The 26,271-nt window shown below is 67.3% G+C and carries 24 protein-coding genes, 2 tRNA genes and 1 pseudogene; 18 read left to right on the forward strand and 9 right to left on the reverse strand.

What is annotated here, in order from left to right; genetic code table 11:
• Positions 1-45: 45 nt before the first annotated feature.
• Positions 46-996, reverse strand: a complete 951-nt coding sequence (locus NMI01S_RS24510) for a threonine/serine dehydratase (RefSeq protein WP_036499322.1) — start codon at positions 994-996, stop codon at positions 46-48.
• Complete coding sequence (locus NMI01S_RS24515; protein WP_063000773.1) at positions 993-3,029, reverse strand: bifunctional copper resistance protein CopD/cytochrome c oxidase assembly protein; 2,037 nt, start codon at positions 3,027-3,029, stop codon at positions 993-995. The genes NMI01S_RS24510 and NMI01S_RS24515 overlap by 4 nt, the downstream gene beginning before the upstream one ends.
• A gap of 181 nt (positions 3,030-3,210) precedes the next feature.
• On the opposite strand from NMI01S_RS24515, the gene NMI01S_RS24520 reads away from it, so the two are divergent.
• The 4 genes from NMI01S_RS24520 (at position 3,211) to NMI01S_RS24535 (ending at position 7,382) form a co-directional block, all read left to right on the forward strand.
• Positions 3,211-3,284 (forward strand) — tRNA-Arg (locus tag NMI01S_RS24520).
• A gap of 306 nt (positions 3,285-3,590) precedes the next feature.
• Positions 3,591-5,414 carry a glycoside hydrolase family 15 protein gene (locus NMI01S_RS24525; RefSeq protein WP_063000775.1) on the forward strand — a complete coding sequence of 608 codons (1,824 nt, stop codon included), beginning with the start codon at positions 3,591-3,593 and terminating at the stop codon, positions 5,412-5,414.
• Positions 5,411-6,805, forward strand: a complete 1,395-nt coding sequence (locus tag NMI01S_RS24530; protein ID WP_063000777.1) for a glucose-6-phosphate dehydrogenase — start codon at positions 5,411-5,413, stop codon at positions 6,803-6,805. The genes NMI01S_RS24525 and NMI01S_RS24530 overlap by 4 nt, the downstream gene beginning before the upstream one ends.
• Before the next feature lie 301 nt (positions 6,806-7,106).
• Positions 7,107-7,382 (forward strand): Clp protease/crotonase-like domain-containing protein, encoded by a 276-nt coding sequence (locus NMI01S_RS24535; RefSeq protein WP_281186752.1) that lies wholly within the window; start codon positions 7,107-7,109, stop codon positions 7,380-7,382.
• Here NMI01S_RS24535 and NMI01S_RS24540 read toward each other — a convergent pair.
• Positions 7,364-7,783 (reverse strand): PPOX class F420-dependent oxidoreductase, encoded by a 420-nt coding sequence (locus NMI01S_RS24540; protein ID WP_063000779.1) that lies wholly within the window; start codon positions 7,781-7,783, stop codon positions 7,364-7,366. The genes NMI01S_RS24535 and NMI01S_RS24540 overlap by 19 nt on opposite strands.
• Positions 7,784-7,832: 49 nt before the next feature.
• Entirely contained in the window at positions 7,833-8,393 is a 561-nt protein-coding gene (locus NMI01S_RS24545; RefSeq protein WP_063000781.1) for a DUF2165 domain-containing protein, read from the reverse strand.
• Positions 8,394-8,632: 239 nt separating this feature from the next.
• Between NMI01S_RS24545 and NMI01S_RS24550 the strand changes: the two genes are divergently transcribed.
• The 6 genes from NMI01S_RS24550 (at position 8,633) to NMI01S_RS24575 (ending at position 13,563) form a co-directional block, all read left to right on the forward strand.
• A complete protein-coding gene (locus NMI01S_RS24550; protein ID WP_063000783.1) occupies positions 8,633-10,018 on the forward strand; it encodes a dihydrolipoyl dehydrogenase family protein in 1,386 nt (461 codons plus the stop codon).
• A 59-nt stretch (positions 10,019-10,077) separates the two neighbouring features.
• Positions 10,078-10,419, forward strand: coding sequence for an MmcQ/YjbR family DNA-binding protein (locus tag NMI01S_RS24555; protein ID WP_063000784.1), 342 nt, complete (start codon positions 10,078-10,080; stop codon positions 10,417-10,419).
• 37 nt (positions 10,420-10,456) lie between these two features.
• Positions 10,457-10,900, forward strand: a complete 444-nt coding sequence (locus tag NMI01S_RS24560) for a nuclear transport factor 2 family protein (protein ID WP_063000786.1) — start codon at positions 10,457-10,459, stop codon at positions 10,898-10,900.
• 111 nt (positions 10,901-11,011) lie between these two features.
• Positions 11,012-12,226, forward strand: coding sequence for a DUF445 domain-containing protein (locus tag NMI01S_RS24565; protein WP_063920834.1), 1,215 nt, complete (start codon positions 11,012-11,014; stop codon positions 12,224-12,226).
• Positions 12,227-12,315: 89 nt separating this feature from the next.
• Positions 12,316-12,391: transfer RNA gene (locus NMI01S_RS24570), tRNA-Gly, on the forward strand.
• Between the two features lie 266 nt (positions 12,392-12,657).
• Entirely contained in the window at positions 12,658-13,563 is a 906-nt protein-coding gene (locus NMI01S_RS24575; protein ID WP_063920851.1) for an aromatic prenyltransferase, read from the forward strand.
• 118 nt (positions 13,564-13,681) lie between these two features.
• Here NMI01S_RS24575 and ectB read toward each other — a convergent pair whose 3' ends face one another.
• Positions 13,682-14,938, reverse strand: coding sequence for a diaminobutyrate--2-oxoglutarate transaminase (gene ectB / locus NMI01S_RS24580; RefSeq protein ID WP_063000790.1), 1,257 nt, complete (start codon positions 14,936-14,938; stop codon positions 13,682-13,684).
• 289 nt (positions 14,939-15,227) lie between these two features.
• On the opposite strand from ectB, the gene NMI01S_RS24585 reads away from it, so the two are divergent.
• From NMI01S_RS24585 to NMI01S_RS24595, 3 genes are read left to right on the forward strand one after another with little or no spacing between them, the layout of a single operon-like run.
• Positions 15,228-16,034 carry an ABC transporter permease gene (locus NMI01S_RS24585; protein ID WP_063000792.1) on the forward strand — a complete coding sequence of 269 codons (807 nt, stop codon included), beginning with the start codon at positions 15,228-15,230 and terminating at the stop codon, positions 16,032-16,034.
• Positions 16,027-16,848 carry an ABC transporter permease gene (locus NMI01S_RS24590; protein WP_063000795.1) on the forward strand — a complete coding sequence of 274 codons (822 nt, stop codon included), beginning with the start codon at positions 16,027-16,029 and terminating at the stop codon, positions 16,846-16,848. Before NMI01S_RS24585 ends, NMI01S_RS24590 begins: the two co-directional genes overlap by 8 nt.
• The gene (locus NMI01S_RS24595) at positions 16,845-18,011 is read left to right on the forward strand and encodes an ABC transporter ATP-binding protein (protein WP_245716996.1); all 1,167 of its coding nucleotides are present in this window, start codon (positions 16,845-16,847) and stop codon (positions 18,009-18,011) included. Before NMI01S_RS24590 ends, NMI01S_RS24595 begins: the two co-directional genes overlap by 4 nt.
• Positions 18,012-18,168: 157 nt before the next feature.
• Here the strand turns inward: NMI01S_RS24595 and NMI01S_RS24600 are convergent, their stop codons facing one another.
• Positions 18,169-18,501: a hypothetical protein gene (locus NMI01S_RS24600; protein ID WP_063000797.1), complete on the reverse strand. Its 333-nt coding sequence runs from the start codon at positions 18,499-18,501 to the stop codon at positions 18,169-18,171.
• Positions 18,502-18,858: 357 nt separating this feature from the next.
• Here NMI01S_RS24600 and NMI01S_RS24605 point away from each other — a divergent pair, with 357 nt between their 5' ends.
• Complete coding sequence (locus NMI01S_RS24605; protein WP_063000799.1) at positions 18,859-19,401, forward strand: DUF4254 domain-containing protein; 543 nt, start codon at positions 18,859-18,861, stop codon at positions 19,399-19,401.
• A 144-nt stretch (positions 19,402-19,545) separates the two neighbouring features.
• On the opposite strand, the pseudogene NMI01S_RS36575 reads toward NMI01S_RS24605, so the two are convergent.
• The 3 genes and pseudogenes from NMI01S_RS36575 to NMI01S_RS24620 form a co-directional block, all read right to left on the reverse strand.
• Positions 19,546-19,728: pseudogene (locus NMI01S_RS36575) on the reverse strand (hypothetical protein); the annotation flags it as partial.
• Positions 19,729-20,883, reverse strand: coding sequence for a fatty acid desaturase family protein (locus tag NMI01S_RS24615; RefSeq protein WP_063000803.1), 1,155 nt, complete (start codon positions 20,881-20,883; stop codon positions 19,729-19,731).
• A gap of 32 nt (positions 20,884-20,915) precedes the next feature.
• Positions 20,916-22,025, reverse strand: a complete 1,110-nt coding sequence (locus NMI01S_RS24620; protein ID WP_063000805.1) for a ferredoxin reductase — start codon at positions 22,023-22,025, stop codon at positions 20,916-20,918.
• Positions 22,026-22,193: 168 nt separating this feature from the next.
• On the opposite strand from NMI01S_RS24620, the gene NMI01S_RS24625 reads away from it, so the two are divergent.
• From NMI01S_RS24625 to NMI01S_RS24640, 4 genes are all read left to right on the forward strand, one after another.
• Positions 22,194-22,811 (forward strand): TetR family transcriptional regulator, encoded by a 618-nt coding sequence (locus NMI01S_RS24625; protein WP_084513236.1) that lies wholly within the window; start codon positions 22,194-22,196, stop codon positions 22,809-22,811.
• A gap of 199 nt (positions 22,812-23,010) precedes the next feature.
• On the forward strand, positions 23,011-23,613 hold the full coding sequence (locus NMI01S_RS24630) for a PadR family transcriptional regulator (protein ID WP_063000808.1): 603 nt from the start codon (positions 23,011-23,013) through the stop codon (positions 23,611-23,613).
• Positions 23,614-23,617: 4 nt separating this feature from the next.
• Positions 23,618-25,669: an NADPH-dependent 2,4-dienoyl-CoA reductase gene (locus NMI01S_RS24635; protein ID WP_063000811.1), complete on the forward strand. Its 2,052-nt coding sequence runs from the start codon at positions 23,618-23,620 to the stop codon at positions 25,667-25,669.
• Entirely contained in the window at positions 25,669-26,271 is a 603-nt protein-coding gene (locus NMI01S_RS24640) for a VOC family protein (protein ID WP_063000813.1), read from the forward strand. The genes NMI01S_RS24635 and NMI01S_RS24640 overlap by 1 nt, the downstream gene beginning before the upstream one ends.

The following is a 26,271-nucleotide window of genomic DNA, read 5'->3' on the forward strand; positions in this document are numbered from 1 at the left end:
AACTCGCACAGGTGTGAACAGACGTCGTTTCCGAAGTTCGCGTCGCTAGAGGTTGCTCACATCGGTATTGGCGCCGCACAGCACGATCACCGGCCGCTCGCCGGGTTCGGGAACATAGGCCCCGCTCTGCACGGCGGCCAGTGCCACCGCGCCCGCCGGTTCCACGACCAGACGGAATTCCCGCCACAAATATTCGCGGGCCATCGCGATCGCATCGTCGCCCACCAGGACCGAGCCGACGCCGTAGCGGATCGCGGTGTCGAGTGCGATGTCACCGATCCTGGTGGCACCCAGCGCATCCGCCGCGATGCTGTCGACCGGCACATCGACCGGGCGTCCCGCCGACAGCGCCGCGTACAGCGTCGGCGCGCCCTTGGGTTCGACGCCGATCACCCGCGACCGCGGACCGAGCGCGATGGCGATACCGGCCATCAGTCCCCCGCCGCCGACCGCCATCAGCACCGGCGGCCGCCCACGCACCTGGCGTTCGATTTCGAGTCCGACCACACCGGCTCCGGCGACCACGGCGGGCAGATCGTAGGCGTGCAGTTGCAGCGCGTTGCGCTCCGCGGTCACCGCGTCGGCGTGGCGCTTGGATTCGGCATAGGTCGTTCCATGCCACAGCACCTCCGCGCCGTACCCCCACATCGCCGCGACCTTGGTGTGCGGTGCGGTTTCCGGGACGACGACGGTACAGGGGCGCCCGCGCAGCGCACAGGCCAGTGCCGCGGCGATACCGGCGTTGCCACCCGAGGCGATCACCACCGGACGGCCGTCGTCCGCCGACTGCAGCAACGCGTTCAGGCTGCCCCGCACCTTGAACGTGCCGCCGTGCTGCAGATGTTCGAGCTTCAGAGTGACCTTGACCGGCCCCTCGGGACCGGCCACCTCGGTGTGGAACACGGGCGTGACCCGCACGTCGTTACCCAGCCGCTCGCGGGCGGCCCGGATATCGGCGCGAAAAAGGCGCGGAATCCGCGCGGGCGCCTCGGTCACGGTTTCACCTCGCGGTCGCGTTTCGCCAGTTCCGCGAACATGGCGTTGTGCGCGGCGAGGGCGGCGTCGTGGTCGCGCTCGGCGGCCCGGTCGAAGCGTTTGGCGGTGCGGTTGTCGCTGCGCGACCACTGCACCAGCAGGGCCAGCATCACCAGGACCAGTGGAATCTCACCGCTGGCCCAGGCCAGACCGCCGCCGGTGCGCTGATCGCCGAGCAGATCCGTATTCCAGCTCAATCCGAGTCCGCGATAGAACCACTCGCCCATCACCGTGGTCATGCTCATCAGGGCGACCCCGAAGAAGGCGTGGAACGGGAGCGATCCGAACACCATGCCGACCTTCGTGAGCGGCTGCACCTGGCGTGGTTTGGGGTCGATACCGAGAACGACCCAGTAGAACAGGTAGCCCGAGATCAGGAAGTGCAGATTCATCGCCAGGTGGGCGCCGTGCTCGCCGACCACCGCGTCGAAGATACCGCCCAGATACAGCGCGTAGAAGCCGAGGATGAACAGCGCCGCGGCGACGGCCGGCTGAGTCAGGAAACGGGAGACCGGATTGTGTACCGCGGCCAGGACCCATTCCCTCGGCCCGGGCGGTGCGTCGCGACCGGCGGCGGGCAGGGCGCGAAGGGCCAGCAGCACCGGACCGCCGAGCGCGAACAGCACCGGCGCCAGCATGGACAGCAGCATGTGCTGGGCCATGTGCACGCTGAACATGGCCGGGGCGTAGCGACCCACACCGGAACTGGTGGCGATCAGCAGCACCGCACATCCACAGAGCCACGCCACGGTCCGCCCGACCGGCCAGGCGTCGCCGCGTGCGCGCAATCGCCGCACGCCCACCAGATACAGCACCGCCAGCACAATGGCGAGCGTGCCGAACATGAGGTCGAACCGCCAGTCGAACAGGATGCGGGCCGCGGTCGGCGGCCCGGCGAGGTTGTACCCGAGTTCGACCTCCGCGGGCGAGGGCACCCGTCTCAGATCCGGCGGCGGGGTGCGGCCCAGCCCGACCGCCAGTCCGATCGTGGCGGCGAAGATCAGCACCTCGACTCCGGCGTAACTGATCAGGGCCGAGCGGTCACGGGGATTGTCGGCCAGCGCGGGAAGGGCGCGGCGGCGCTGCAGGAATCCGGCGACACCGAGCAGGCAGAGTGCGACCGTCTTCGCGATCACCAGCCGGCCGTAGGTGGTGGTGAACAGTTCGTCCCACGGCACCCGCACCCAGGCATTGAGCACGCCCGAGACCGCGACGACCGCGAACGCACACGTCGCGACCAACGAGAATCGCCGTGCGGCGAGACCGGTGTATTTTCCGCCTCGCATGGCGTAGGCGAGCACCGCGAACAGGCCGCCGACCCAGACCGCCATGCCGACCAGATGCAGAATCAGGCTGTTCGTCGCGACGTCGTGGGCGCCACCCGACGACGAATGTCCGGTCAGCGCAACCGGAATCAGGCACAGCAGCGACCAGGCGAACAACACCGGCGTCCAGCCCCAGCGCAACGCCAGCCGGCATCCGATGGCGAGCAGGATCGCCATGATCGCCGTGGCGCGCCAGGACCCCGCGACATCGACCTTGCCGATGGCATGCCAGATCTGATCGGGCCGCAACACCGAGCGCACGGGCTGGCCGGTGGTGTCCGACAGCGTCAACGGCACCAGCAGCGCCGAGGTCACCGCCCAGGCCAGCGCCGCGATACCGGCACGACGAAGAGCCCGGTAACCGCCGACATCCAGCAGTCCGTCGCGCTGCGGCGGGCACAGGAACGCCGCGAAGAGCAGCGATCCGACCGCGATCGCAGCCGAGAAATCGGCCAGCGCCCGCACCGCGGGCAGGCCGTAGGTGGTCAGCGGTCCGGGGTCGGGAATGCCGAGCAGAGTGAGCGCCTGCGCCGCGGACAGACTGACCACGATCGGCGCGACCAGGGCGGTCAGACCGACCGCTACCACCGCCAGCACCGGGAACGCCGTCGCCTCCGGCCGCGCGGCCTGGGGGTCGGAATCGGCGGGCGGGTCCTGCGGTGACGACATACTATTCAGCGTAGTTGGCGGCCCACCTCACAGCCTTTCGGCCCCGAATCGGCCCGCTCGCTGTGACGAGGCCGACAGTAGCGCACGGCGCTGTCGACGACCAGCACGAATCTGGACGCTCGCTATAATCAACTCGCTGGACACGCTGCCTCAAACCGGGCATGGTGTTTGGTACTGCCATGCCTCCGTAGCTCAGTTGGATAGAGCAAGGGCCTTCTAATCCCTAGGTCGCAGGTTCGATTCCTGCCGGGGGCGCTGTGTCGGTCCAACCTGCGTACATTTCGGGTTGGGCTGTGGTTACCCAAACGGTTCAACGCTCAAACACACAGAAATTTCGTGCCCGCTCCGGCACCCCGGCCGCCCCGAGCCGTTCGGGGCCGTCGACACCCGGTTTCCGATTCCCGCCGCCTGTGCCCCTGGCGATCTTGCGTTAGCCAGTCCGATTGACCACTCGGCATTTCGAGCAGGTATCGGCCGCTCAGTTCCACTTTCCGTGCGGATGCCAGCTGATAGCCTTCCCTCTAGTTGTCGCCGGGCGTTCCATTCGTGGAAGGGGATGGCGTGCACGATCCCGATCCACCGTTCCGGCCGATCCACCGGAACGACGGGTACCTCCGGCTGGAGGACTACGGTCTGATCGGAGACGGTACGACGGCCGCGCTGGTCGGGGTGGACGGTTCGATCCCGTGGCTGTGCCTGCCGCGCTTCGATGCCCAACCGCTGTTCTGCGGGCTGCTCGACCACGCCCGCGGCGGCCATTTCACCGTCGCGCCGACCGATCCGCTGGAAGGCCGCCAGCGCTATCAGCCGGACACCGGCGTGCTGGAGACCGAATTGCGCAGCGCCACCGGCGTTCTCCGAGTGACCGACGCCATGGTGGTGCGCCCCGGCTCGGACCTCGGCGACGACGCGCCCGCCGATCGCTCGGAATTGGTTCGCTCCGCGATCGTCGTGAGCGGGCATGTCCGGGTGTCGGTCGAGATCGCCCCACAGGGCGGTGCGCAGTTGCGGCCGGTGCTCAGCGGGCTGGAGATCCGGGTCGCCTCCCAGCCGAACCTGCGGCTGCATCTGCGCGCCGACCGGCCGCTGGACGGTGTGCACACCATCGTCGACCTGGTACAGGGTGAGCGACTGGAGCTGGTGCTGTCGTGGGGACGCTTCCACCGCCACCATCGTTTCGACGCCGAGGCGATGCTGCGCCACACCGCCGACGCATGGCGCTCCTGGATGCGCACGTGCACCTACGACGGTCCCGAGCAGGCACTGGTCCGACGCTCCGCGATCACCCTCAAACTCTGCGATCACTGGGTGAGCGGATCGGTCGTCGCGGCACCCACCTCGTCGCTGCCGGCGCCGATCGGCGGGGTCCGCAACTGGGACTACCGCTACGTGTGGATCCGCGACGCCTCTTATGCCGTCTACGCCTTGCGCCGCATCGGTTTCCGCAACGAGGCCGACGCCTTTCTCGGCTGGGTGCTCGACGCGTTCGAGCGCAGCGGCGAGCCGCGCATCATGTACGACATCGACGGTGATCCGGTCCCGGACGAGATGGTCGACACCGGCTTGGAAGGCTACCGCGCCAGCGGCCCGGTGCGCTGGGGCAACGGCGCCACCGACCAGCGCCAGCACGACGTCTACGGCGAGATCCTCGACTGCGCCGACCAATGGCTGCGCACCGGCGGTGAACTGCAGCCGGTGCTGTGGTCGAACCTGTCCGATCTGGCCGAAGCAGCGGGGCGATCGTGGCAGGAACCGGATCAGGGAATCTGGGAAGTGCGCAGCCCGGGACGGATATTCACCTATTCCGCGGCGCTGTGCCAGGTGGCCCTGCATCGCGCCGCGTCGATCGGGGAACGATTCGACCTGCCCGGCCCCGTCGCGATGTGGCGCAGCACCGCGAACGAGATCCGTGAGGCGATCCTGAAGAACTCGTGGGACGAACGGGCCCGGACGCTCAGCGCCCATCTCGACGGTGGCGGCGAACTGGATGCGAGCCTGCTGGCGCTGCCGTTGCGCCGCGTCGTTCCCGCCGATCATCCCCGTATGACGGCGACGACCGCGGCGGTGGCGGATCGGCTGGGCGCCGGCGACGGTCTGCTGTATCGCTATCTGCACGACGAATCACCCGACGGGCTGGCCGGAAACGAGGGCGCGTTCCTGCTGTGCAGTTTCTGGCTGGTCGACAACCTCACCGCCCAGGGACGGCTCGAGGACGCCGAGCGGCTCTACACCTCCCTGTGCGCCCGTGCGAGCACCGTGGGTCTGCTCGCCGAGCAGATCGACCCGGCGACCGGCGCGTTCATGGGTAACTTTCCGCAGGCGTTCAGTCATATCGGCATCATTTCCAGCGGGGTGAAACTCGCACGAGCTAAGGCGGGTTCATGATCACGCGCCTGGTCGTCTTCGGCGGCACCGGCGATCTCGCCGGGCGATACCTGTTGCCGGCCTTGGCCGCGCTGTTCCGAGCCGGACATCTGGACAGCCGCTTCGATGCGGTGTGCGCCGATCGGAAGGGCCGCGGCGACGAACAGTTCCACGAGTGGGTGGTGTCTCAGTTGGAGCAGCATGCCGCGGAGGCGCCGCCCGAGGCGAGAAAGGCGGTCGCGGCCGCGACGCGGTACCGCCGCGCAGACATCCGGAATGCGGAGGAGGTGGCGGCGGCGATCGCCGGCGACGGTCCGGTGGCGGTCTACCTCGCCCTTCCCCCTGCGGTGTTCCCCGCCGCGATCACGACCCTGCACGAAGTGGGACTGCCCGCGGGCAGCCGCATCGTCCTCGAGAAACCGTTCGGCGAAGATCTCGAGAGTGCCGAGAACCTCAACCGGCTGCTGGCCGATCTGGTGCCCGAACGAGCTGTTTTCCGGGTGGACCACTTCCTCGCCATGACCACGGTGCAGAACCTGCTCGGCAGCCGGCTGGCCAATCGCGTCCTCGAATCCATCTGGAACAGTGCGCACATCGCCAAGGTGGAGATCGTCTGGGACGAAACCCTCACCCTCGAGGGAAGGGCCGGATATTACGACCATGTCGGCGCCCTCAAGGACATGGTGCAGAACCACCTGCTCCAGCTGTTGTGCCTGATCGCCATGGAACCTCCGATCACGCTGTCCGAACGTGACCTGCGCGACCGGAAGGTCGACGTTCTGCGCTCGGTGCGCCCGCTGACCGATGCCGATGTCGCCGCCCGCACGCGCCGCGGGCGATATCTCGCGGGGCGAATCGGCGATCGCGACGTGCCGTCCTACGTCGACGAGGACGGCGTCGACCCGGGTCGCCGGACCGAAACCTTCGCCGAGGTCGAGCTGACACTGGATAGTTGGCGGTGGTCGGGCACGACCTTCGTACTCCGCAGCGGGAAGGCGCTGGGGGCCGATCGCAACGAGGTCGCCGTCCACTTCCGCCCGGTGCCTCATATGCCTTTCGGTCATCGGGGGACGCCGGAGCCCAATGTGCTGCGGTTCGGGCTCGCTCCCGAAAGCCTGTCGCTCGGTCTCACAGCTGTCGGCGCCACCGCCGGAACCCTGGTACCACTCACCCTGACCGCGCAGGTCCAGCCGCCGGAGTTACCGGCCTACGGCAGGCTCCTGCTCGATGTACTGAACGGTGACCCCGCCCTCTCGATTCGCGCGGACGAGGCCGAACAGGCCTGGCGGGTCGTGACTCCGATCCTGTCGGCGTGGTCGCGTGATGTGGTGCCGCTCGAGGAGTACCCGGCCGGGTCGGATGATGTCCCACGGCGGCACCCCCGGAACGCCTGCGGCCCACCACATCCGTGATGTGGTGGGCCGGGGTGTGTCGTGATGGGTGGTCAGGCCGCGCTACCGCTGGCCCCCAGCGCAGCCAACATGTCCACGAGCACAGTGAGAAAGTCCATTCGGGTTCGTACCTTTCGATTCAGCGGAGGGTGCCAGCATGCATGTCGAATGTTGCCGCAAGGTTATGCGCCGGTGAAGTCGAATCGGCCCCGGCGAGAACCGCATCTCCGAATAGCGAGATTGTTATTCTTCCAAAATGAGCGACGATCTCGGGGCAGCGGGGCTGCGATTCGATGCCGCCGAGGCGCAGTGACTCGGCGTCATCAGCCGGGTGGTGGCACACGAACGGCTGCGCGCGGCGGCCGTCGCAGCGGTCACCGAGATCCTGCAGACCGCACCGCAGGCCCGCGCCCAGGTCAAGCGCATGCCGAACGAGCGCTACGGCAACATCGACTACCAGACCATGTTCCTGGCCCTGGAAACCTCGCCGGAACCGCGTGAGGGAATGCGCGCCTTCATGGAAAAGCGCGCACCGCAATGGATTCCCGAGGCACTACCCACTCCTGGGGAACGCCGTCCTCAGGGCAGCATGCCGTAGGCGCGGGTGGGACGCAGGCGCGCGATCACCCGGCGGTCGGCGACCATCGCGCGGCGGTAGTCCTCCCAGTCCGGGTGCTCGCCGCTGAGCGCGCGGTAGTAGGCGATCAACTCCTCCACGGTGGCGTCGTCGGTGCTCGCGGCCACCGGGGTCAGTTCGACATCGGCCTCCAGGACGGCATAGGCCCAGAAGTCGTCGCGCGTGACGTGCAGGGCCGCCCACGGCTCCCGGCGCAGATTGGCGTACTTGGCCCGGTCCGCCGTGATGGAGATCCGGATGACGCCGTCGGGTGCGACCCAGTGCGTGACATTGGACAGCTGCGGGCGGCCGTTGCGGCGCACGGTCGTCAGGACAGACCGCGAGGTCGTACGAGCGAAGTCGAGCGCGCTGTCGAGTTCCATACGGGCTGCAACCCGGGGCGGCCGGGCCCTGTTCCCGAACGGCCGCAGTTCATTCCGAGCGCGAAGCCGCCTGCGGCGCCGAGTCGGGCAGATGGACCAGCACCAGTCCGATCCCGGCGATCAGGAAGTTCTGCAACGCCGCCGACGACGCGTTGACCTCCTTGTTCGCCCACATCCGGAACCACTCCCCGCCGACGGTCAGGAACGCCCCCGCGAACAGCAGCACCGCCATCGTCCAGCCGATACTGGACAACTTCGCCGCCGTGCCCGGCCGCATCGGCACCCGGCGTGGCCGACCGCTCAGCTCCCGCAGCCAGCAGGCCGCGGCGACCAGCAGCACGAGGGCGATGGAGAATTCCCAGATCACCACGAGGATGTAGACCACCAGCGCGATGTTGCCGTTGGTGATCGCACGCCAGTCGGTACCCGGATTGTGGATGGTGGACCGCATGGACAACACGGCGACCACGCCCCGGCGATTGGTGACGGTATCGGTGCAGTTGGTGATCGCGACGAACAAGTAGTAGAAGCCGGTGATCGTCGCCAGCGCCGCCACCGCCGTCCGGCGGCTACCGAGCACGTCGAGAATTCCCGCACCGCCGATTCGCATGCTGCTCACCTAAACGGTTCGGCGAAACCGCGTCAACCGCACCGGCTTCCCACCGACGACCATGTGCGAGCGGCCTTTTCGCGGCGGACGAAGCTTCGTGCGATCTCCTCCGACGGCGCCCGCGCAACGGAATGCCACGATCGGCACCTGTCGATCCCCCACCGGCGGCGTCCCAGCTGTCACCATGGTCTGCGGGACCCCGCCGTCCCCACCGAGTCGAATCAGAGGAGCGTGATCACATGCCCGCCGAAACCCCGGCGACCGAATCCGTGGATGCCGTCGTCATCGGCATGGGGCCCGGCGGCGAGGCCGTGGCGACCGACTTGGCGCAGGCCGGGCTCGCGGTGGTCGGCGTCGAAGGCCGGCTGCTGGGCGGCGAATGCCCCTACTACGCCTGCGTGCCTACCAAGATGATGGTGCGCGCCGCCGAGACTCTCGCCGAGGCCCGGCGCGTGGGCACACTCGCGGGAAGCGCCCAGGTGCAGGCGGATTGGGCGCCGGTGGCGAAGCGGATCCGCGACGAGGCGACCGACAACTGGGACGACAAGGTCGCGGTCGAACGTTTCGAATCCGCCGGCGGTACCTTCGTGCGGGGCTGGGGGCGCATCACCGGTCCGGGTCAGGTCCGCGTGGACACCGCCGACGGACCGCGCGAGTTCCGCGCCCAGCGCGCGATCGTGCTGAATCCCGGCACCGCCCCGTCCGTACCGCCGATCGAGGGCTTGGCCGGCACCCCGTACTGGACCAACCGGGAGGCGGTGACCACCACCGAGGCGCCGGAATCCCTGATCGTGCTCGGCGGCGGACCGGTCGGCGCGGAATTCGCGCAGATCTTCTCCCGGTTCGGAGCCGAGGTGACGATTGTCGTACGCAGCCGGCTGCTCCCGCGCGCCGAGCCCGAGGCCGCCGAAATCCTGGCGAAAACCTTTGCCGAGGAGGGGATTTCGGTTCGCACCGGCGTCGAGGCCATCCGAATCGACCACGACGGCAGCTATTTCACGGTCCGGCTGAGCAACGGCGATCCGATCCGCGCCCAGCATCTGCTGGTCGCCGCCGGCCGCTACACCGACCTGTCCGCACTGGGCGTCGGCGCCATCGGCCTGGACGAGCGTGCGCACGGCATCCGGGTCGACGACCGGCTGCGCGCCGCCGAGGGAGTCTGGGCGATCGGGGACGTCACCGGGCACGGCGCCTTCACCCATATGTCGATGTATCAGGCGCGCATCGCCGCCGCGGATATCCTCGGCTCCCCCGGCGAACCCGCGCAGTATCACGCGGTTCCCAATGTCACCTTCACCGAACCGGAGGTGGGCGCGGTCGGGATGACGGAGTCGCAGGCCCGCGAGGCCGGACTGAGCGTCTGGACCGGCCGGGCCGAAGTCCCGGATTCGACCCGAGGCTGGATCCACGGCCCCGGCAACGCCGGATTCGTCAAGCTGGTCGCCGACGCCGATCGCGGCATTCTGGTCGGCGCCACCTCGGTCGGCCCGGTCGGCGGCGAGGTGCTGAGCGCCTTGGCCGTCGCGGTGCACGCCCGGGTTCCGGTCACCACGCTGCGGGAGATGATCTACGCCTACCCCACCTTCCACCGTGTGATCGAGTCCGCCCTCGGCGATCTCGGCTGAGTCCGGCCCATCTCACCGATCCGCCCGCGAGGGCACGGATTCGGCCCCATAATCGGCCCATGGCCGATGCCGACGACGTCCGGCGGATTGCGCTGGGACTACCCGAGTCCACCGAGGCGCCGCATTTCGACATGCCGTCGTTCCGCGTCCGCAAGGCGATCTTCGCGACGCTGCCCGATCCCGGCCACGCCCATGTGATGGCGAGCGCAGCCGATATCCGGGAGGCGGTCGCGGAATATCCGGACTGCTGCGCGGAGAAGTGGTGGGGTCAGCGCCTGTCGGCGGTCCGCGTCGACCTCGGCGCCGCCGACACCGGCCTACTGAGCGAGTTGCTCACCGACGCCTGGCGACACAAGGCGCCGCGCACGCTGGTGCGCGCCTTCGGCGCGGCTTCCGAATAGCCCGCATCGTCGCCGAGCCGCTACCACTGGAGGAAAAATGCTGTCGCTGCAAGAGATTTCGGATCGGATCGAGATCGAGGATCTGATGGTCCGATACTCCCATGCCGTGGACACCCAGCAGTGGGATCTGCTCGACGACATCTTCACCGCGGACGCGCACATCGACTATTCGGCCATGGGCGGCGCCAGCGGTGGACTGCCCGAGATCAAGAAGTTCCTCGCCACGGTGATGCCGAACTTCCCCGCCTTCCAGCATCTGATCAGCAACTCCTCGATCACTGTCGACGGGGACACCGCCACCGGCCGCACCATGTGCCACAACCCGATGCTCCTCGGCGGAGCCGAGGGTCAGCAGAACCTCATGCTGTGCGGCCTGTGGTACCTGGACACCTTCACGCGCGTGGACGGCGCGTGGCGGATCGCGCGGCGGGTCGAGGAGAAGAGCTACATGTTCCTGGCGGCCACCCCCGGCTCCCAGTAAGCGCCCCTATAGAACCTGTTACAGTTCGCGCGTGCGGCTCCACATTTCTCCATCGCTGCGGCGCTGTTCGCCGAATCACCGCTGTGCACCGCTCCCCCACCGGGCGGACGCGTGATCGCCGATTTCACCGAGCACTGGTTGCTCTACTGCTCGATTCCGGTGATCGCCGCGTTCATCGGCTGGACCACCAAACTCGTCGCCGTCGAAATGCTGTGCCGCCCGCTGGAATTCCGCGGCATCCCGCCCTGGTTCGGCTGGCAGGGCGTGATCCCGAAGGCGGCGCCGCGGATGGCGACGATCGCGGTGGATCTGATGTTCTCGCGGCTGATCGATCCGCAGGAGATCCTCGGCCGCATCGACGTCGCCGAGCTCACCACCACCCTGCGCGAACCGCTCGACGACGCCGTCGCGCACACCGTCGACGAGCTGATGATGCGCTACGAACCGCGGCTGTGGGTGACGATGCCGCAGTTCGCCCGCGAGGCGATGATCCGCCGCGTCCAGCGCGATGTCCCCGACCTCATCGACGAGATCGTCACCGACCTGCGGACCAACCTCGACCAGATCATGGATCTGCGGTCCATCGCCATCGACACCCTCGTCAACGACAAGGCGCTGCTCGTGGAGATGGTGCGCCGGGTGGGCCATCACGAGTTGCGCTTCATCGTGCGCTCCGGCCTGTTGTTCGGCACTCTGCTGGGATTCGTGCAGATGGTCACCTGGGCCTTCACCCACTCCTCCTGGCTGATGCCGCTGTTCGGCGGATTCACCGGCCTGGTCACCGACTGGCTGGCGCTGCAGATGATCTTCCGGCCCGTCCGGCCGTGGCGGATCTTCGGCCGCATCGGCTGGCAGGGACTGTTCCACAAGCGCCGCGAACAGGTCTGCGTCGACTACGGCGATCTGATCGCCACCGAAATCCTCACCCCGGCCAAGATGCTCGAGGCGGTCCTCAACGGAGAGCGTTCGGACCGGCTGGCGTCGATCCTGGCGCGGCGCATGGACGAATTCATCGATATCCAGTCCGCACCCGCGCGACCGCTGGTGATGCTCGTCGCCGGCGACTCCATCACTCGGGTCAAACGCGAGATCGTCCCCGAGATGCTGGCCTATATCCGCAGTGCCGCCGCCGGTTTCGAAGACCACGCGATGCGCACGCTGGATCTGCGCAATCTGGTGATCGAGAAGACCCGCCAGCTCACCGACGACGAATACGAAGGGCTGCTGCGCCCGGCATTCAAACAGGACGAGTGGAAACTGGTCGCCATCGGCGGTGTACTCGGCTTCCTGGTGGGTGAATTGCAGGTCCACCTCCTGCTCAGCTGAGGCCCCCATACGCAGCGCGCTCACCTGCGGATTCGCGGTTGCGCGCCGCTATCGGCTATTGTTTTTCTCGCACCGCCGCGAGGCGGGATGCGGATGTAGCGCAGTTGGTAGCGCATCACCTTGCCAAGGTGAGGGTCGCGGGTTCGAATCCCGTCATCCGCTCCACGAAAGTATCGGGCCGGTAGCGTCACTCCTTCTCGCTCGAGCGCACCCGATATCCGCATCCCCCCAGCGCTCCTCCTTCCTCGTTCGGCACGTTCCGATCCGGCAGGCTCCCAGCAGCGGGCAGTCGATCGAAATCTCTCGGTGCCATTTCTCCGTAAAATACTGTGCGCGTTCCGCATTCGACTCCGCCGGGGCACGACGTACTGCCCGGCCGTCGTCTCGCCGAGACCGCGCTGTTGTTCGTAGCACCCTCTCAGGAAGGACGCATGTCCACCACTACCGAATCCGCGCTGGACGATCTGTATGTGGCCATCGAGAAATCCGCGCGGCTGGCGAACGTCCCGTGCACCCGAGACGCGGTATGGCCGGTCCTGACCGCATTCGGCACGATGCTCACGCAGTCGGTGATCTCTTTCCGAGTCGTCACCGAGGCCCGTCGCGCGGGAGACCTCGACTATCGCTTCCTCACGCTGCCCACCGACATCGACCCCTACGACATCGCGCGCTCGAACGGACTGATCCCGGCGACCGATCATCCGATCGGATCCCTGCTGGACCAGGTCCGGAAACAATGCCCCGTCGACAGTTACGGCATCGATATCGGCGTCGCCGGCGGCTTCAAGAAGATCTGGCCGTTCTTTCCCGCGGACGACGTCCGGAACGTATCGGAACTCGCTTCGCTCCCGTCCATGCCGGCCGCCCTCGCCGACCACGTCGACATGTTCGCCAGGCACGGCTTGGCGGACAAGGTCGGCCTGCTCGGCATCGACTACCACGACAAGACGATGAACGTGTACTTTCCGGGACTGCCCGCCGAGCACTTCGCACCCGAGGCTGTCGCCGCACTGCATCGGGACGCCGGATTTCCGGAACCGAGCGCGCAATTCCTCGCCCTCACCGCGAAGGCATTCGACATATACGCCACGTTCGGCTGGGAATCCTCCCGGATCGAGCGACTGTGCTTCCCGGTGATCACCCCGGATCCGGCCACACTTCCGATTCCGATCGAGCCGCGGTTCCAGGAACTCGCCGACAAGGCCCCGTTCGCCACGAACGATCGCCGATTCACCTTCGCCGCCACGTCGTCGCCCGCCGGAGAATCCTACAAATTCAGCTGGTTCTACCAGTGGCAGCCCAGGATCCTCGACAAGATGAAAACATCCGATTCGTAGCCGCCGGTTTTCGTAGCCGTCCGCGGCGCACCCGAAGGTGCGGGACCGGGCCCCGCAGCGGAACCCGGCCCCGCGGTCGGCTGCCGGGTGTGGGTCGGCAGCCGACGGTCCGATCCCCCTACCCGCGCCTGCCGCAGACGATATCGACCGCGCGCGCGAGGATGTCGAGTCCGTGGTCCAGCTCGGAATCCGAAATGATCAGCGGCGGAAGCAGTTTCACCACCTCGTCACAGGCCCCGGAGGTCTCCACCAGCAGCCCCTCCTCGAAGGCCACCCGGCTGACTTTGCCCGCCTCGGAGGCATCGTCGAAGACGAGGCCGTGTACCAAACCCCGTCCCCGCGTGGACAATCCGCCGACCGAGTCGGCGATGCCGGTCAGCGCCCGCCGCACCCGTTCACCGCGGGCGAGGGTGGCCAGTTCGAGCCGGTCGTCGCTCCAGTAGCGGGTCAACGCCGCCCGTGCCGTGACGAAGGCGGGATTGTTGCCGCGGAACGTCCCGTTGTGCTCACCGGGCGCCCACTGGTCGAGTTCCCGCTTCATCAGCACCAGTGCCATCGGCAGGCCGTAGCCACCGATCGACTTCGACAACACCACGATGTCGGGAACGATGCCGGCGGTCTCGAAGGAGAAGAACGGGCCGGTGCGCCCACAGCCCATCTGCACGTCGTCGACGATCAGCAGGATGCCGCGCGCCGCCACCAGATCCGACAACCGGCGCAGCCACTGCACGCCCGCGACGTTGACCCCGCCCTCTCCCTGAACGGTCTCCACGATCACCGCGGCGGGTCTGTCGACCCCGGAGGACGTGTCGTCGAGAATGCGCTCCGCCCAGACCCATTCATCGATCCCACCACCGAGGTACCCGTCGTAGGGCAGCGGCTGCGCATGGGTCAGCGGCACCCCCGCACCGGCGCGTTTGGCGGCGTTGCCGGTCACCGCCAGGGCGCCCAGGGTCATCCCGTGAAAGGCGTTGGTGAAGTTCAGCACGGTGGTGCGACCGGTGACCTTGCGCGCCAGCTTGAGCGCCGCCTCCACCGCGTTCGCCCCGGTCGGCCCCGGGAATTGCACCTTGTAGTCGAGACCACGGGGAGCCAGGATCAGATCGCGCAGCGTCTCGAGCAGATCGCGTTTGGCCGCCGTAGCCATGTCCAGGCCATGCGTCAGGCCGTCCCGCGCGATGTAGTCGATGAGCGCCGCTTTGAGCAGCGGATTGTTGTGCCCGTAGTTGAGCGCGCCCGCGCCGGCGAAGAAATCGAGGTATTCACGCCCCTGCTCGTCGCGGAGCCAGGCGCCGCGGGCGGTGTCGAAGACCGTCGGCCAGACCCGGCAGTATCCGCGCACATCCGATTCCAGCGTTTCGAAAACGGTGGTCATAGGCGGTCCTCAGGGGCGGGAGCCACCGCGGCGACCCCAGTGTGAAACATGACTGTTTCTAACACTGCGATGGAGGTCGCGGCAAGGTTTTGCGCAAATCCATATCGGCCCCGGCAACGCCCGGGACATCGCCCCACCGCGCCCCGACAGGCGGGTCCGGCAACCGTCGAGCATCCGAGCCGGCCCGGCCATCGGGTGCGACGACCATACCGACCGCTCGGACTTCCCCACTTCGATTCTTCGAAATTCGCTCGCCGAGTGAGCGACCGCGTCGTATTCTGGACGACTTGTGCGCGCACTCTCGGGGGTTTATTCACGTCTGTTCGGCGCCGGCTTCCGACGCCAATGGAATTACCGGTCGGCCGTCTTCGCGGGCCTGGCCGCCAATGTCGTCTTCGGCCTCATTCGCGCCGCGGTGATGATCGCGGCGGCGCGCTCCACGCCGGGCTTCGGCGGCTACACCGGTGCGTCGATCGGCGCCTACGTATGGTTGTCGCAGGCCATGCTGGGTGCCCTGCGGGTGATGGGGCCGCCGCACGATATCGCGGAGCGGGTGCGCACCGGCGATGTGGCGGTCGATCTGCAACGCCCCATCGATATCCAATTCTTCTATCTGGCAACCGATCTCGGCGGCTCGTCGTGCACGCTGGCGCTGCGCGGCCTGCCGTCGGTCGCCACCGGTCTCATCACGGCGCAACTGGTGTTGCCCGGCGCCTTCGCGCCGTATCTACTCGGCGCCGTCAGTGTCGTTGCGGCCGTGACCCTTTCGTTGTTGCTGCTGTTCGCGGTGAGCCTGCTGGGCTTCTGGCTGATCGAGACGCGCGGAATCCGGATGCTCTACCAGATCCTGTCCACGTTCTTCGCCGGCCTCTACGTACCCGTCCACCTGTTTCCGGCACCGCTGGCCGCCGCCGCACGGCTGACCCCGTTTCCCTGGCTGCTGCAGGGGCCGGTCGACGTGTTGTCGGGTCGGGTGACGGGTTCGGCGGCGTGGTCGGTCATCGGCATGCAGGTGTTGTGGATCGCCATCGCGATCGGCATCGGCCGGACGCTCATCGCGGCGGGCCGGCGCAAACTGGAGGTGCAGGGTGGCTGAGCTCGCACCGTACGGGAGCAGGCTCACACCCTATGTGGCCGTACTGCGTTCGCGGATGCGCTCACAGCGCGCCTATCCGCTCTCCTTCGCCACCGACCTGTTGTCCTCCCTGCTGATCGGCGTGGTCGAATTCGCGGAGATGTGGCTGATCTACCACAACGTCACGGCGCTGGGCGGCCTGAACTCGACCCAGATGCTGCTGCTGTTCGGTCTGTCCAACCTGAGTTTCGCGCTCGCGCAGATCGCCGTCGGCCACACCGACACCCTCGCGACCTACATTCGGATGGGCACCCTCGACGCCTTTCACCTGCGACCCCAGCCCCTGCTGCTCCAGTTGATCACCAGCGATGTGTCGCTGCGGCGTCTGTCGCGGGCCACCGTCGCTGCGGTGGTCCTGATCGCCGGCCTGATCGGCAACGATATCGATTGGAGCCCAACGCATATCGCGCTGGCGGTGAGCAGCACACTGGGCGGGATCGCCATTTTCGCCGGACTGTTCGTCTGCGCCGCGGGCCTGCAATTCCACCTGGTGGACGGATCGGAACTCACCAACAGCTTCACCTACGGCGGATCCTTCGCCTCCCAGCAGCCGAGTTCGGTGTTCTCCGGCCCACTGCGGGCATTGTTCGGGTTCGCGATACCGGTGTCGTTCGTCGCCTATCTGCCCACGATCGCCCTCCTCGGCCTTCCCGGACCGCCGTGGCTGCCCGCCGGTCTGGCCTGGTTCGGACCGCTTGCGGCGCTGTGGGTTTGGATAATGGCGTTGACGCTCTGGCGCATCGGGGTACGCCACTACCAGGGAGGGGGCGGATGAACACCGTCGAAGTATCGGAGCTGACCAGGCAATTCGTGCTCCGGCGCAGCCGCCGGGGCCGCGGGCACGTGCGCGAGGTGCTCACCGCAGTCGACTCGATGAGCTTTCACATCGAATCCGGTTCGGCTGTCGGCTATATCGGCGCCAACGGGGCCGGGAAATCCACCACGATCAAGATGCTCACCGGCATCCTCGTGCCGACCTCCGGCACAGTGCGCACCTGCGGGCTCGACCCGGTGCGCCGGCGGCGCGAACTGGCCGGGCGGATCGGCGTGGTGTTCGGACAGCGGTCACAACTGTGGTGGGATCTGCCGCTGCGCGAATCGTTCACCATTCTGGCCGCCATCCATCGCCTGGAACCGGCCGCGGCGCGTCGTCGCACGGACGAACTCGTCGAACAGCTCGAGATGGGACACACCCTCGACACCCCGGTGCGTCAGCTCTCCCTCGGCCAGCGGATGCGCGCCGAAATCGCCGCGGCACTCCTGCATCGTCCGGAGCTGCTGATTCTCGATGAGCCGACCATCGGCCTCGACGTGCTGTCCAAACAGCGCCTGCGGGAATTCCTGCGCCGGGAACGGGCGGAAAGCGGCACCACACTGCTGCTCACCACCCACGATATGGGCGATATCGAACGCCTCTGCGAACGGGTACTGGTGGTCGACCACGGCCGCCTCGCCTACGACGGCACACTGCCGGGCCTGGCGCGCACCGTCGGCGCGCGGCGCGTCCTGGTGGTGGATCTGGCCCGGCCCAGCGACGATCTCACCGGCCTCGCGGGGGCCACGCTGCTGGCGGCCGAGGCCGACGGCATGCGGCAGCGGCTGGCTTTCGATCCCGAAATCACCACCGCCGCACAGCTTCTCGCCGCCATCTCGAATCGGGTCGAGGTGCGCGACCTGTCCATCGAGGAACCCGATATCGAGGACGTCGTTCGCCGCATCTACTCCGCCGGAGACGGCACCGCTCCGGCGCCCTCGGGTGCCGGAGCGGTGGCCCGGGACACGAGCCCCGGGGGCGGGCCGGAGTCAGCCGCCGAACGACCCGGTGAACAGGGTGTTCAGCACGCCGCTGAGGGCGGCGCTGCCGGTGTCGAGGATGCCGCTCAGCGCGGCGCTACCGGTGTCGATGATGACCGGAATCATGCTTCTACCTCTCTGTAGGGGGCACAGGCCGTCGACGCCCGTGTCGGGCGATCGACCAGAACCCACCCTGCTGGCCGGAACTTAATCGCCGCTGGCCGGTAGCTGAGAGAGATGTAAGAGCCGCTGTGTGGAGTGTCTCCGTAACGGAAACCTCTGTGTTGCCGATGGGAAATCGTCACTGTCGCTTGTCGTCTGGGTGATTGCTGTCCGCCGAGTACAAGCTGACCTCCCCGCCCTCGCCCAGGAATGCGTTGACCAGCATGATCCGCTCGGCCTGCATGGCGTCGGCGTCCGGTGCGGCGGTGGTGATCGAAATCTGCGGAATGGCAGCCCAGTTCACGACATAACGTTCCGGCGGACCGGCCGCGCCGGAGACGTGCGCCAGACGGAAGACCGAGACCGTGCGACGCTCCATCAGATTTCGCACCACCTCGGCGATTCGCTCGGGATCTTCCAGAGCGAACAGGAAGCCGAAGGTCAGCTCCGGCGAAGAGATATAGGCGGGCACAAATTCTCAGGCTAGCCATCCGCGACCGGTCGCGCAGGCGCCGCGCCGCCGATGGTGGATCTTCGCGATCATGTGATCCCCGCGTGATGCGTATAACGATTGTCCGCCACCTTGGGTGTTCGGCGCGTCAACCGTTGCGTGCCAAGTCAGGACACGCTTTCCTGAATATGTCCCCGCATTCGGACACGTCTATCGCATCGTCGCGGATATCCCGGTTCGTACCCCCGTGAGCAGTGCGACCGAACAGCCGGCGTTCGATTCCGCGGGACTACGCCGGAGCCGAGGGGAGCCCCTCCCGAAAACCTCCTCGGCCCTGGCGTAACCAGATTCCGACCGCTGAGACGAGGGTGGGAGACGATGGCGACCGCATACGTCGGGGACAACGACGCGACCGGCGCACTTCCGTCGGTATCCGCGCTGCTGCGCGCATTCCGGTCCACGACACCGCCACCCGGCGACCATCCGGTGCTCGAGGTGGCCCGGGAGCTGGTCCGCTGCCACGAGCTGCGCCGGCACGCCTATCAGGAGGCGCAGGCGCCGAAGGCCTCGAGCGCCCGCGTGGCCGGCGCCAGCCGATTGGTCGACAACATCGATCGTGACCGCACCCGGCTGATCGAATGTATCGACGTCTGGGTAGCCGACAACATCGCGCACCGGGACGGCGCCTCGCTGCACACCGAAACCCTCGGCGCGGTCATCGACCGCATGGCCGGCAAATGGGTCGCCGCCCATCATGCGCTCGGTCTGCCCGCCTCGAACTATCCCGCGGACGAGCTCCCCGCCTCCACACCGGACGGCGAGGCACACCTGCACTGGGTGCGCCTCGCCGAACTGGCCGACGGCTACAAGGACCTGATCACCGATATCGCCGAGCACCGGCGCCGGCTGCCGGTGTTCTGATCCCGCTCAGCGTTTCGGATCGACGATTTCCACATCGGCATCGATGATGGGCTGGGCCGCATTCACATTCGGCACCGGCTCGGGCTCGTCGACCAGAACATCGGGATGGTCGCGCCCGGTGTTCACGTCGGCCGCCGCCTCCCGATCACGGTGCGCCGCGGCCGCGGCCTCCCGCATCTCGATGGCGTCGGTGATCCAGTCACCGATTTCGCGCGTCACTTCCGACACCGTGCCGGTAATGATCGTTGCGATATTGCCGACGTGTCGTGCCCCGGAGGATGTCAGCTCCTGGATCAGATCCTTGTTGCTCTCGAATTTTCCGATCATCTACCCGCCCACCTCGCTCGGCTCGACCTGCCGCTCTCGCATCACGATAACACCAGGCTGCGAGCCTTTCCCGACGATGGCCGGGGGAAGGGCGAGCTTGCAGATCTTGAGCCACACCGAGCCGACCTGCTTGCTGAACCGGCCGGTGTTGTAGGGCAGGCCGTACTTCTCGCACAGCGCGCGGACCTCGGGCGCGATCTCCGGATACCGGTTGGCCGGCAGATCCGGGAACAGGTGGTGTTCGATCTGGTGGGACAGATTGCCCGAGAGGATGTGGAACAGTTTGCTGCCGCTGATATTGGCCGAGCCGAGCATCTGCCGCACGTACCACTCGCCGCGCGTCTCGTTCTCGGTCTCCTCTTCGGTGAACGTCTGTACGCCCGATGGGAAGTGCCCACAGAAGATGATCGAGTACGCCCAGACGTTGCGCACCAGGTTGGCGGTCACGTTGCCGGCCAGGGTGGAGACGAACAGCGGGCCGCTCAGCAGCGGGAAGACGACGTAGTCCTTGAGCACCTGACGGCCGGCCTTGCGGATCTGCCCCTTGGCCAGGCGCTTGACATCCGCCCACTTCCGCTTGCCCTTGACGATGTTGTCGGCCTCGAGGTCGTGCAGCATCACGCCCCATTCGAACAGCAGCATCAGCGCCAGCGCGTACACCGGGTTGCCCAGGTAGTACGGATTCCACTGCTGGCCCTCGTCGATGCGCAGCACCCCGTAGCCGATGTCGCGGTCGCGACCGTGGATGTTGGTGTAGGTGTGGTGCATGTAGTTGTGCGAATGCTTCCACTGATCGGCCGGGCACACCGTATCCCATTCGAACACACGGGAATTCAGGCCCGGTTCACGCATCCAGTCCCACTGCCCGTGCATGACGTTGTGGCCGATCTCCATATTGTCCAGAATCTTGGACAGGCTCAGCGCCGCCACCCCGGCCAGCCAGAACGGCGGCAGGAAGCCCAGGTACATCAGGCCGCGCCCGGCGATCTCGAAACCGCGCTGCGCCTTGATGATCGAGTAGATGTATTCGCGGTCGCGCTCCCCCAGGTCGGCGGTGATGCGGTCGCGCAGTGCGTCCAGCTCCCGGCCGATCTCGGCGACCTGTTCCGGCGACAGGACCAAGGGTCCGTTCTCGGTTTCGGTGAGTATGGTCATAGCTGTTCTCCCCTTTCGAATTTCGGTGCGACTCAGATTTCGATGTCGACGTCGCCGACCGCCGCGCTGACGCACAGCTGGATCGGCTGGTCGGGGTCGCTGTCCAGTTCGCCACTGCGCAGGTTGCGGGTGCAGCCGGATCGCTTGACGGCCGTGCAGGAGAAGCAGATGCCCATCCGGCACCCGAATTCCGGCGTCAAACCCGCCGATTCGGCCTGCTCGAGCAGGCTCGCCCCGGTGTTCTCCGACTGCGTGCCGCTCACCGAGAACGTGGTGACGCCCTCGACGTCGGTGGTGTCGGCCGGCGCGGCGGTGAGGACGAACTCCTCGCTGTGCAGGCGGTCGTCGAGATCCTCGGCCTGGTAGATGCGACGCACGGACTCCATCAGCGGCGGCGGACCGCAGACGTAGGTCTGCGCCGTCGCGAAGAACGGCGCGATGCGCGACAGCTCGTCGTAGTCGAGGAACTTCGCACCGGGCACGACCGCACAGTTCCACGGTGCGCCGTCCAGCCGCTCCGACCGGCCCAGTTCGGGATAACCCAGCACGACGTCGACGTTGTCGTGGCGACGGGCGATATCCGCGAGCAGTTCCCGATGCGGCACCTCCTCGGGCGAGCGGGCGTAGTGCAGGAACACCACGTCGCCGCGATACCCCTCGGCCACGAGCGTGGCCAACATCGACAGCACCGGCGTGATACCGCTGCCACCGCTGATCAGCACCACCTTGTCCGGTCGCTGGTCCGGCAGCCGGAACACCCCGGAGGCGGGCGCGAGGTCCACGACCATCCCCCGCTTCGCGTGCCGGTGCAGATATTGCGACACCAGCCCCTCCGGATGCGCCTTCACGGTCAACGTGAGGGTGCGGCGCGGTCCGGCCTCGGCATCGATGGGCGAATAGCAGCGGGTGTGTTTCACGCCGTTGATCAGTACGCCGACCTGCACGAACTGACCGGCTTCGTGACCGGCCCACTGCCGGGTCGGACGGAGTGTGAGGGTCACCGAACCGGGCACCGACCTATCCACGCCGATGATCTCGGCCCGCATATCGCGCAGCGTCAGTGTCGGCCGCACCAACTCCAGATACCGGTCGAGCGGGTGCGGCGAGGTCAGTGTCTGGACCAGATCGAGCAGTCCCACCATGCGGTTCTCCCCAGCCTTCGTCGTTTGTTCGCGTGCACCTTTTCGGTGCACATCTGTACACTGAACTAGTGTGCCTGGCGGTACCGCAATAGTTCAACCTGCATCTGGTGTGACCGATGCAACATCTCTTCGAATGGACCAGTCGTGAACGGATGTATGCTCAGCGAGATGAGCGAGCAGGCCGAAACCCGAGTCGAGCGCAAGGAGCGCACGCGCCGAGCGCTGCTGGACGGCACGCTGGCGCTGGCGGCCGAGCGCGGATTCGCGGCACTGAGCCTGCGTGAGATCGCCCGCTCGGCGGGGATCGTGCCCACTGCCTTCTATCGCCATTTCGATTCCCTCGACGAACTGGGGAACACCCTGGTCGACGAGGGCGTGAGGCAGCTGCGCCTGGCGCTGCGGCACTTGCGCCGCACCCCGGACGCGCGCCTGGCCGAAACGGTGCGATTCGTCTTCGCGCAGATCGCCGGCCGCGAGGACCTCTACGGCTTCCTCATCCGCGAACGCCACGGCGGCGCACTGACACTACGCACCGCGATAGCCTCCGAAATGCAGTTGATCACAAGGGAATTGGTGGTCGACATGTCGCGAATTCCCGCACTCGACGCCTGGCCGACCGATGATCTGGAACTGGCCGCCGACCTGATCGTCTCCACCGTCGCCGACCACATCGCCGACTTCGTCGCCGCGCCGCTGCGCGACCGCCCCCTCGTCGTCGACCGCACCGTCGGCCAGGTCCGAATGATCGCCCTCGGCATGGCCGCCTGGAAACCTCACACCGCCTGAGCGCCCCTCATACAGAAGGACGCCCCGCGGGCCTCGCGGCCGTGCGAGGCGCCCTTCCCGTATCCGAGATAGTGCAGAGCACCGCGGGTGATGATACAGAAAACGGCACGTGCTCACAGGTTTCTCGCAGTTCCGGCTCCCCTGGCCGGGAATATGCACCACGTTGCATAGTACAGCGGGTATCGGTTAACCTCACGGCATGGCCCTCGAACACGCACTGCTGGTATCGCTGAGCGAGCGAGCCGGTTCGGGGTACGAACTGGCGCGCCGATTCGACAAATCGATCGGATTCTTCTGGAGCGCAACGCATCAGCAGATCTACCGGGTGCTCAAGCGCATGGAGGAACGCGGCTGGGTCACCGGCGAGGCGATCGCTCAGGACGGGCGGCCGGACAAGAAGGTCTACACCGTCAGCGATGCCGGGCACGCCGAACTGGCGCGCTGGATTGCGGAGCCGACCGACGATATCGGCCCGCTGCGTAGCGAATTGGGCGTCAAGATCCGCGCCGCCGCGCACGGCGATCTCCGAGCACTGCGCGCCGAGGTCGAACGCCATCGCGACCAGCACGCCCAGCGGCTGGAGTTGTACCGCCTCATCGAGAAGAAGGATTTCCCCGCTCCGGACCGGCTCACCGGCACCGCTCTCTACCAGTATCTGGTGTTGCGGGGCGGGATCCGCGTCGAGGTCGGCTTCGTCGAATGGTGCGACGAGGTACTGGCCGGGCTGCGGGGTGCGCTGCGTTCGTCGTCACTCGATCCGGAAGCCTCAGCCCCGCAACCGGATTCCGTTTCCGAAAGGTGATCCCATGACCGCGAATTCCGATTCGCCGCATTCGTATCCCCACCTGTTCGAGCCGCTCGACCTGGGCCACACCACGCTGCGCAACCGCGTGGTCATGGGTTCGATGCATACCGGGCTGGAAGATCGCGCCTGGGATACCAACCGTCTCGCCGCCTATTTCGCCGAGCGCGCCCGCGGCGGCGTAGGCCTGATCATCACCGGCGGCTACGCACCCAACCGCGAGGGCTGGCTGCTGCCGCTGGGCGCCAAACTCACCAACAAGACCGAGGCGTACCGGCACCGCGCGATCACGAGGGCGGTGCACGCCGAGGGCGGCAAGATCGCCCTGCAGATCCTGCACGCCGGGCGCTATGCCTATGTGCCGTTCAGTGTTTCGGCCTCCTCGATCAAGGCGCCGATCAACCCGTTCCGCCCCCGCAAACTCTCCGACAAGGGCGTCGAGCGCACCATCGAGGACTACGTGCGCTGTGCGCGGCTGGCGAAGTTCGCCGGATACGACGGTGTCGAGATCATGGGTGGCGAGGGTTACCTGATCAACCAGTTCCTCGCACCGCGCACCAACAAGCGCACCGACCGCTGGGGCGGGTCGGCGGAGAACCGGCGGCGTTTCCCGCTGGAGATCGTGCGCCGGATCCGGGCCGCGGTCGGCACGGACTTCGTCATCGTCTTCCGGCTGTCGATGGCCGAATTCGTCGAGCACGGTCAGGCCGAGCCCGAAATCATCGCCCTGGCAACCGAATTGGAGGCCGCGGGCGTCAGCATCATCAATACCGATATCGGCTGGCACGAGGCGCGGGTGCCGACGATCGTCACCTCGGTGCCGCGCGCCGCCTTCGTCGAGTTCACCGCGAAAATCACCGCGCGCGTGAACATTCCGGTCTGCGCCTCGAACCGGATCAACATGCCCGAGACCGCCGAGGAGATCCTCACCCGCGGCGACGCCGATCTGGTGTCGCTGGCGCGGCCGCTGCTGGCCGACCCGGAGTGGGCCGCCAAGGCACGCGCCGCGCGCGACGACGAGATCAACACCTGCATCGCCTGCAACCAGGCCTGCCTGGACCACGCCTTCGTCCACAAAACCGTGTCCTGCCTGCTGAATCCGCGGGCCGGCCACGAAACCGAACTCCGGCTGCTGCCCACCCGCCGTATGCAGCGCATCGCGGTCGTGGGCGCGGGACCGGCAGGACTGTCGGCGGCGGTGAACCTGGCCGAGCGCGGCCACAAGGTGGATCTGTTCGAGGCCGACGACAAGATCGGCGGCCAGTTCGATATCGCGCGCCGGATTCCGGGCAAGGAGGAGTTCAACGAGACGATCCGGTATTTCACCCGCAAACTGGAACTCGCCGGGGTGCGGGTGTTCCTCAACCGCCGGGTGAGCGCCGGCGAACTGATCGAAGGCAGTTACGACCACGTCGTGGTCGCCACCGGCGTACGCCCGCGTATTCCGAACATCCCGGGTATCGATCATCCGAAGGTGCTCACTTACGCCGAACTGGTGCGCGAGGAGAAGCCGGTCGGCAAGAAGGTCGCGGTGATCGGGGCGGGCGGAATCGGTTACGACGTCAGCGAATTCCTCACCGTCGAAGGACATCCGGCGCTGAAGCTCGACGAGTGGAAGCAGGAGTGGGGGGTCACCGCCGACGATCCGGAGGCGCCGGGCCAGCTGACCGCCGCGCGTCCCTCGCCCGCTCCCCGCGATGTCGTCCTGCTGCAACGGAAGTCGACACCCTTCGGCAAGGGCCTGGGTAAGACCACCGGCTGGGTGCATCGCGCGGCGGTCAAGGCGAAGGGGGTGGAACAGATCGGCGGCGTCAACTATGAACGCATCGATGATCGCGGACTGCACATCAGCTTCGGCGACAAGCGCGACCGGCCCACCGTCATCGACTGCGACACCGTGATCCTGTGTGCCGGCCAGGAATCGGTGCGCGATCTGGTCGAGCCGCTCCAGCAGGCGGGGGTGCGCATTCATCTGATCGGCGGCGCCGACGTGGCCGCCGAACTCGATGCCAAGCGGGCCATCGATCAGGGCACCCGCCTGGCGGCGGCGCTGTAATGGCGACCCTCACCCGGCTCGGTTTGCCCGGCGACGAGAAGGCCTGGGCCGCATTGGGTTTCGCGGCCGAGGACGGCTCGATGCGAATCGGGCGGATCTCCTGCACGCTCGGAGTCGGCACCGGCTGGGGGTTCGAGGGCATCGAGGCCGACGCGGCCACACTGGGTGTGCCGGAAATCCTGCACGATGTGGAGAGCGAGTCGGCCCATCCCAACGGGGTGACGTTCGTCGATCACGTCGTCTACTGGGTGCCGGATCTGGACGAATCCGTCGCCGCGCTGAACGCCGTACTGGGCATCGGCCCGCGGCGGCGCTTCCACCCGCGCGGCCCGGAAGGCCCGGAAATGGCCTTCTACCGGGTCGGCGAGGCGTTCCTGGAGGTCGTTTCCGCCCCCACGAAGCGGCCCGCGCTGGTCGGTGTCGCCTTCGGCACTCCGGATCTCGATGCCACGGTGGCCGTGGTCCGTGCGGCCGGCGGCCCAGTCGGGGATCCGAAGCCGGCGGTGCAGGGCGGACGAATCGCCGGGGTGTGGCACGGGCATATCGACTGGGGTGTCGCCTTCCTCGAGCCCAAGCCCCGCGGCGAGGCGAAGTCCGGCTAG

It is taken from the genome of Nocardia mikamii NBRC 108933, from assembly GCF_001613505.1.
In the GTDB taxonomy this organism is placed as follows: Bacteria; Actinomycetota; Actinomycetes; order Mycobacteriales; family Mycobacteriaceae; genus Nocardia; species Nocardia mikamii.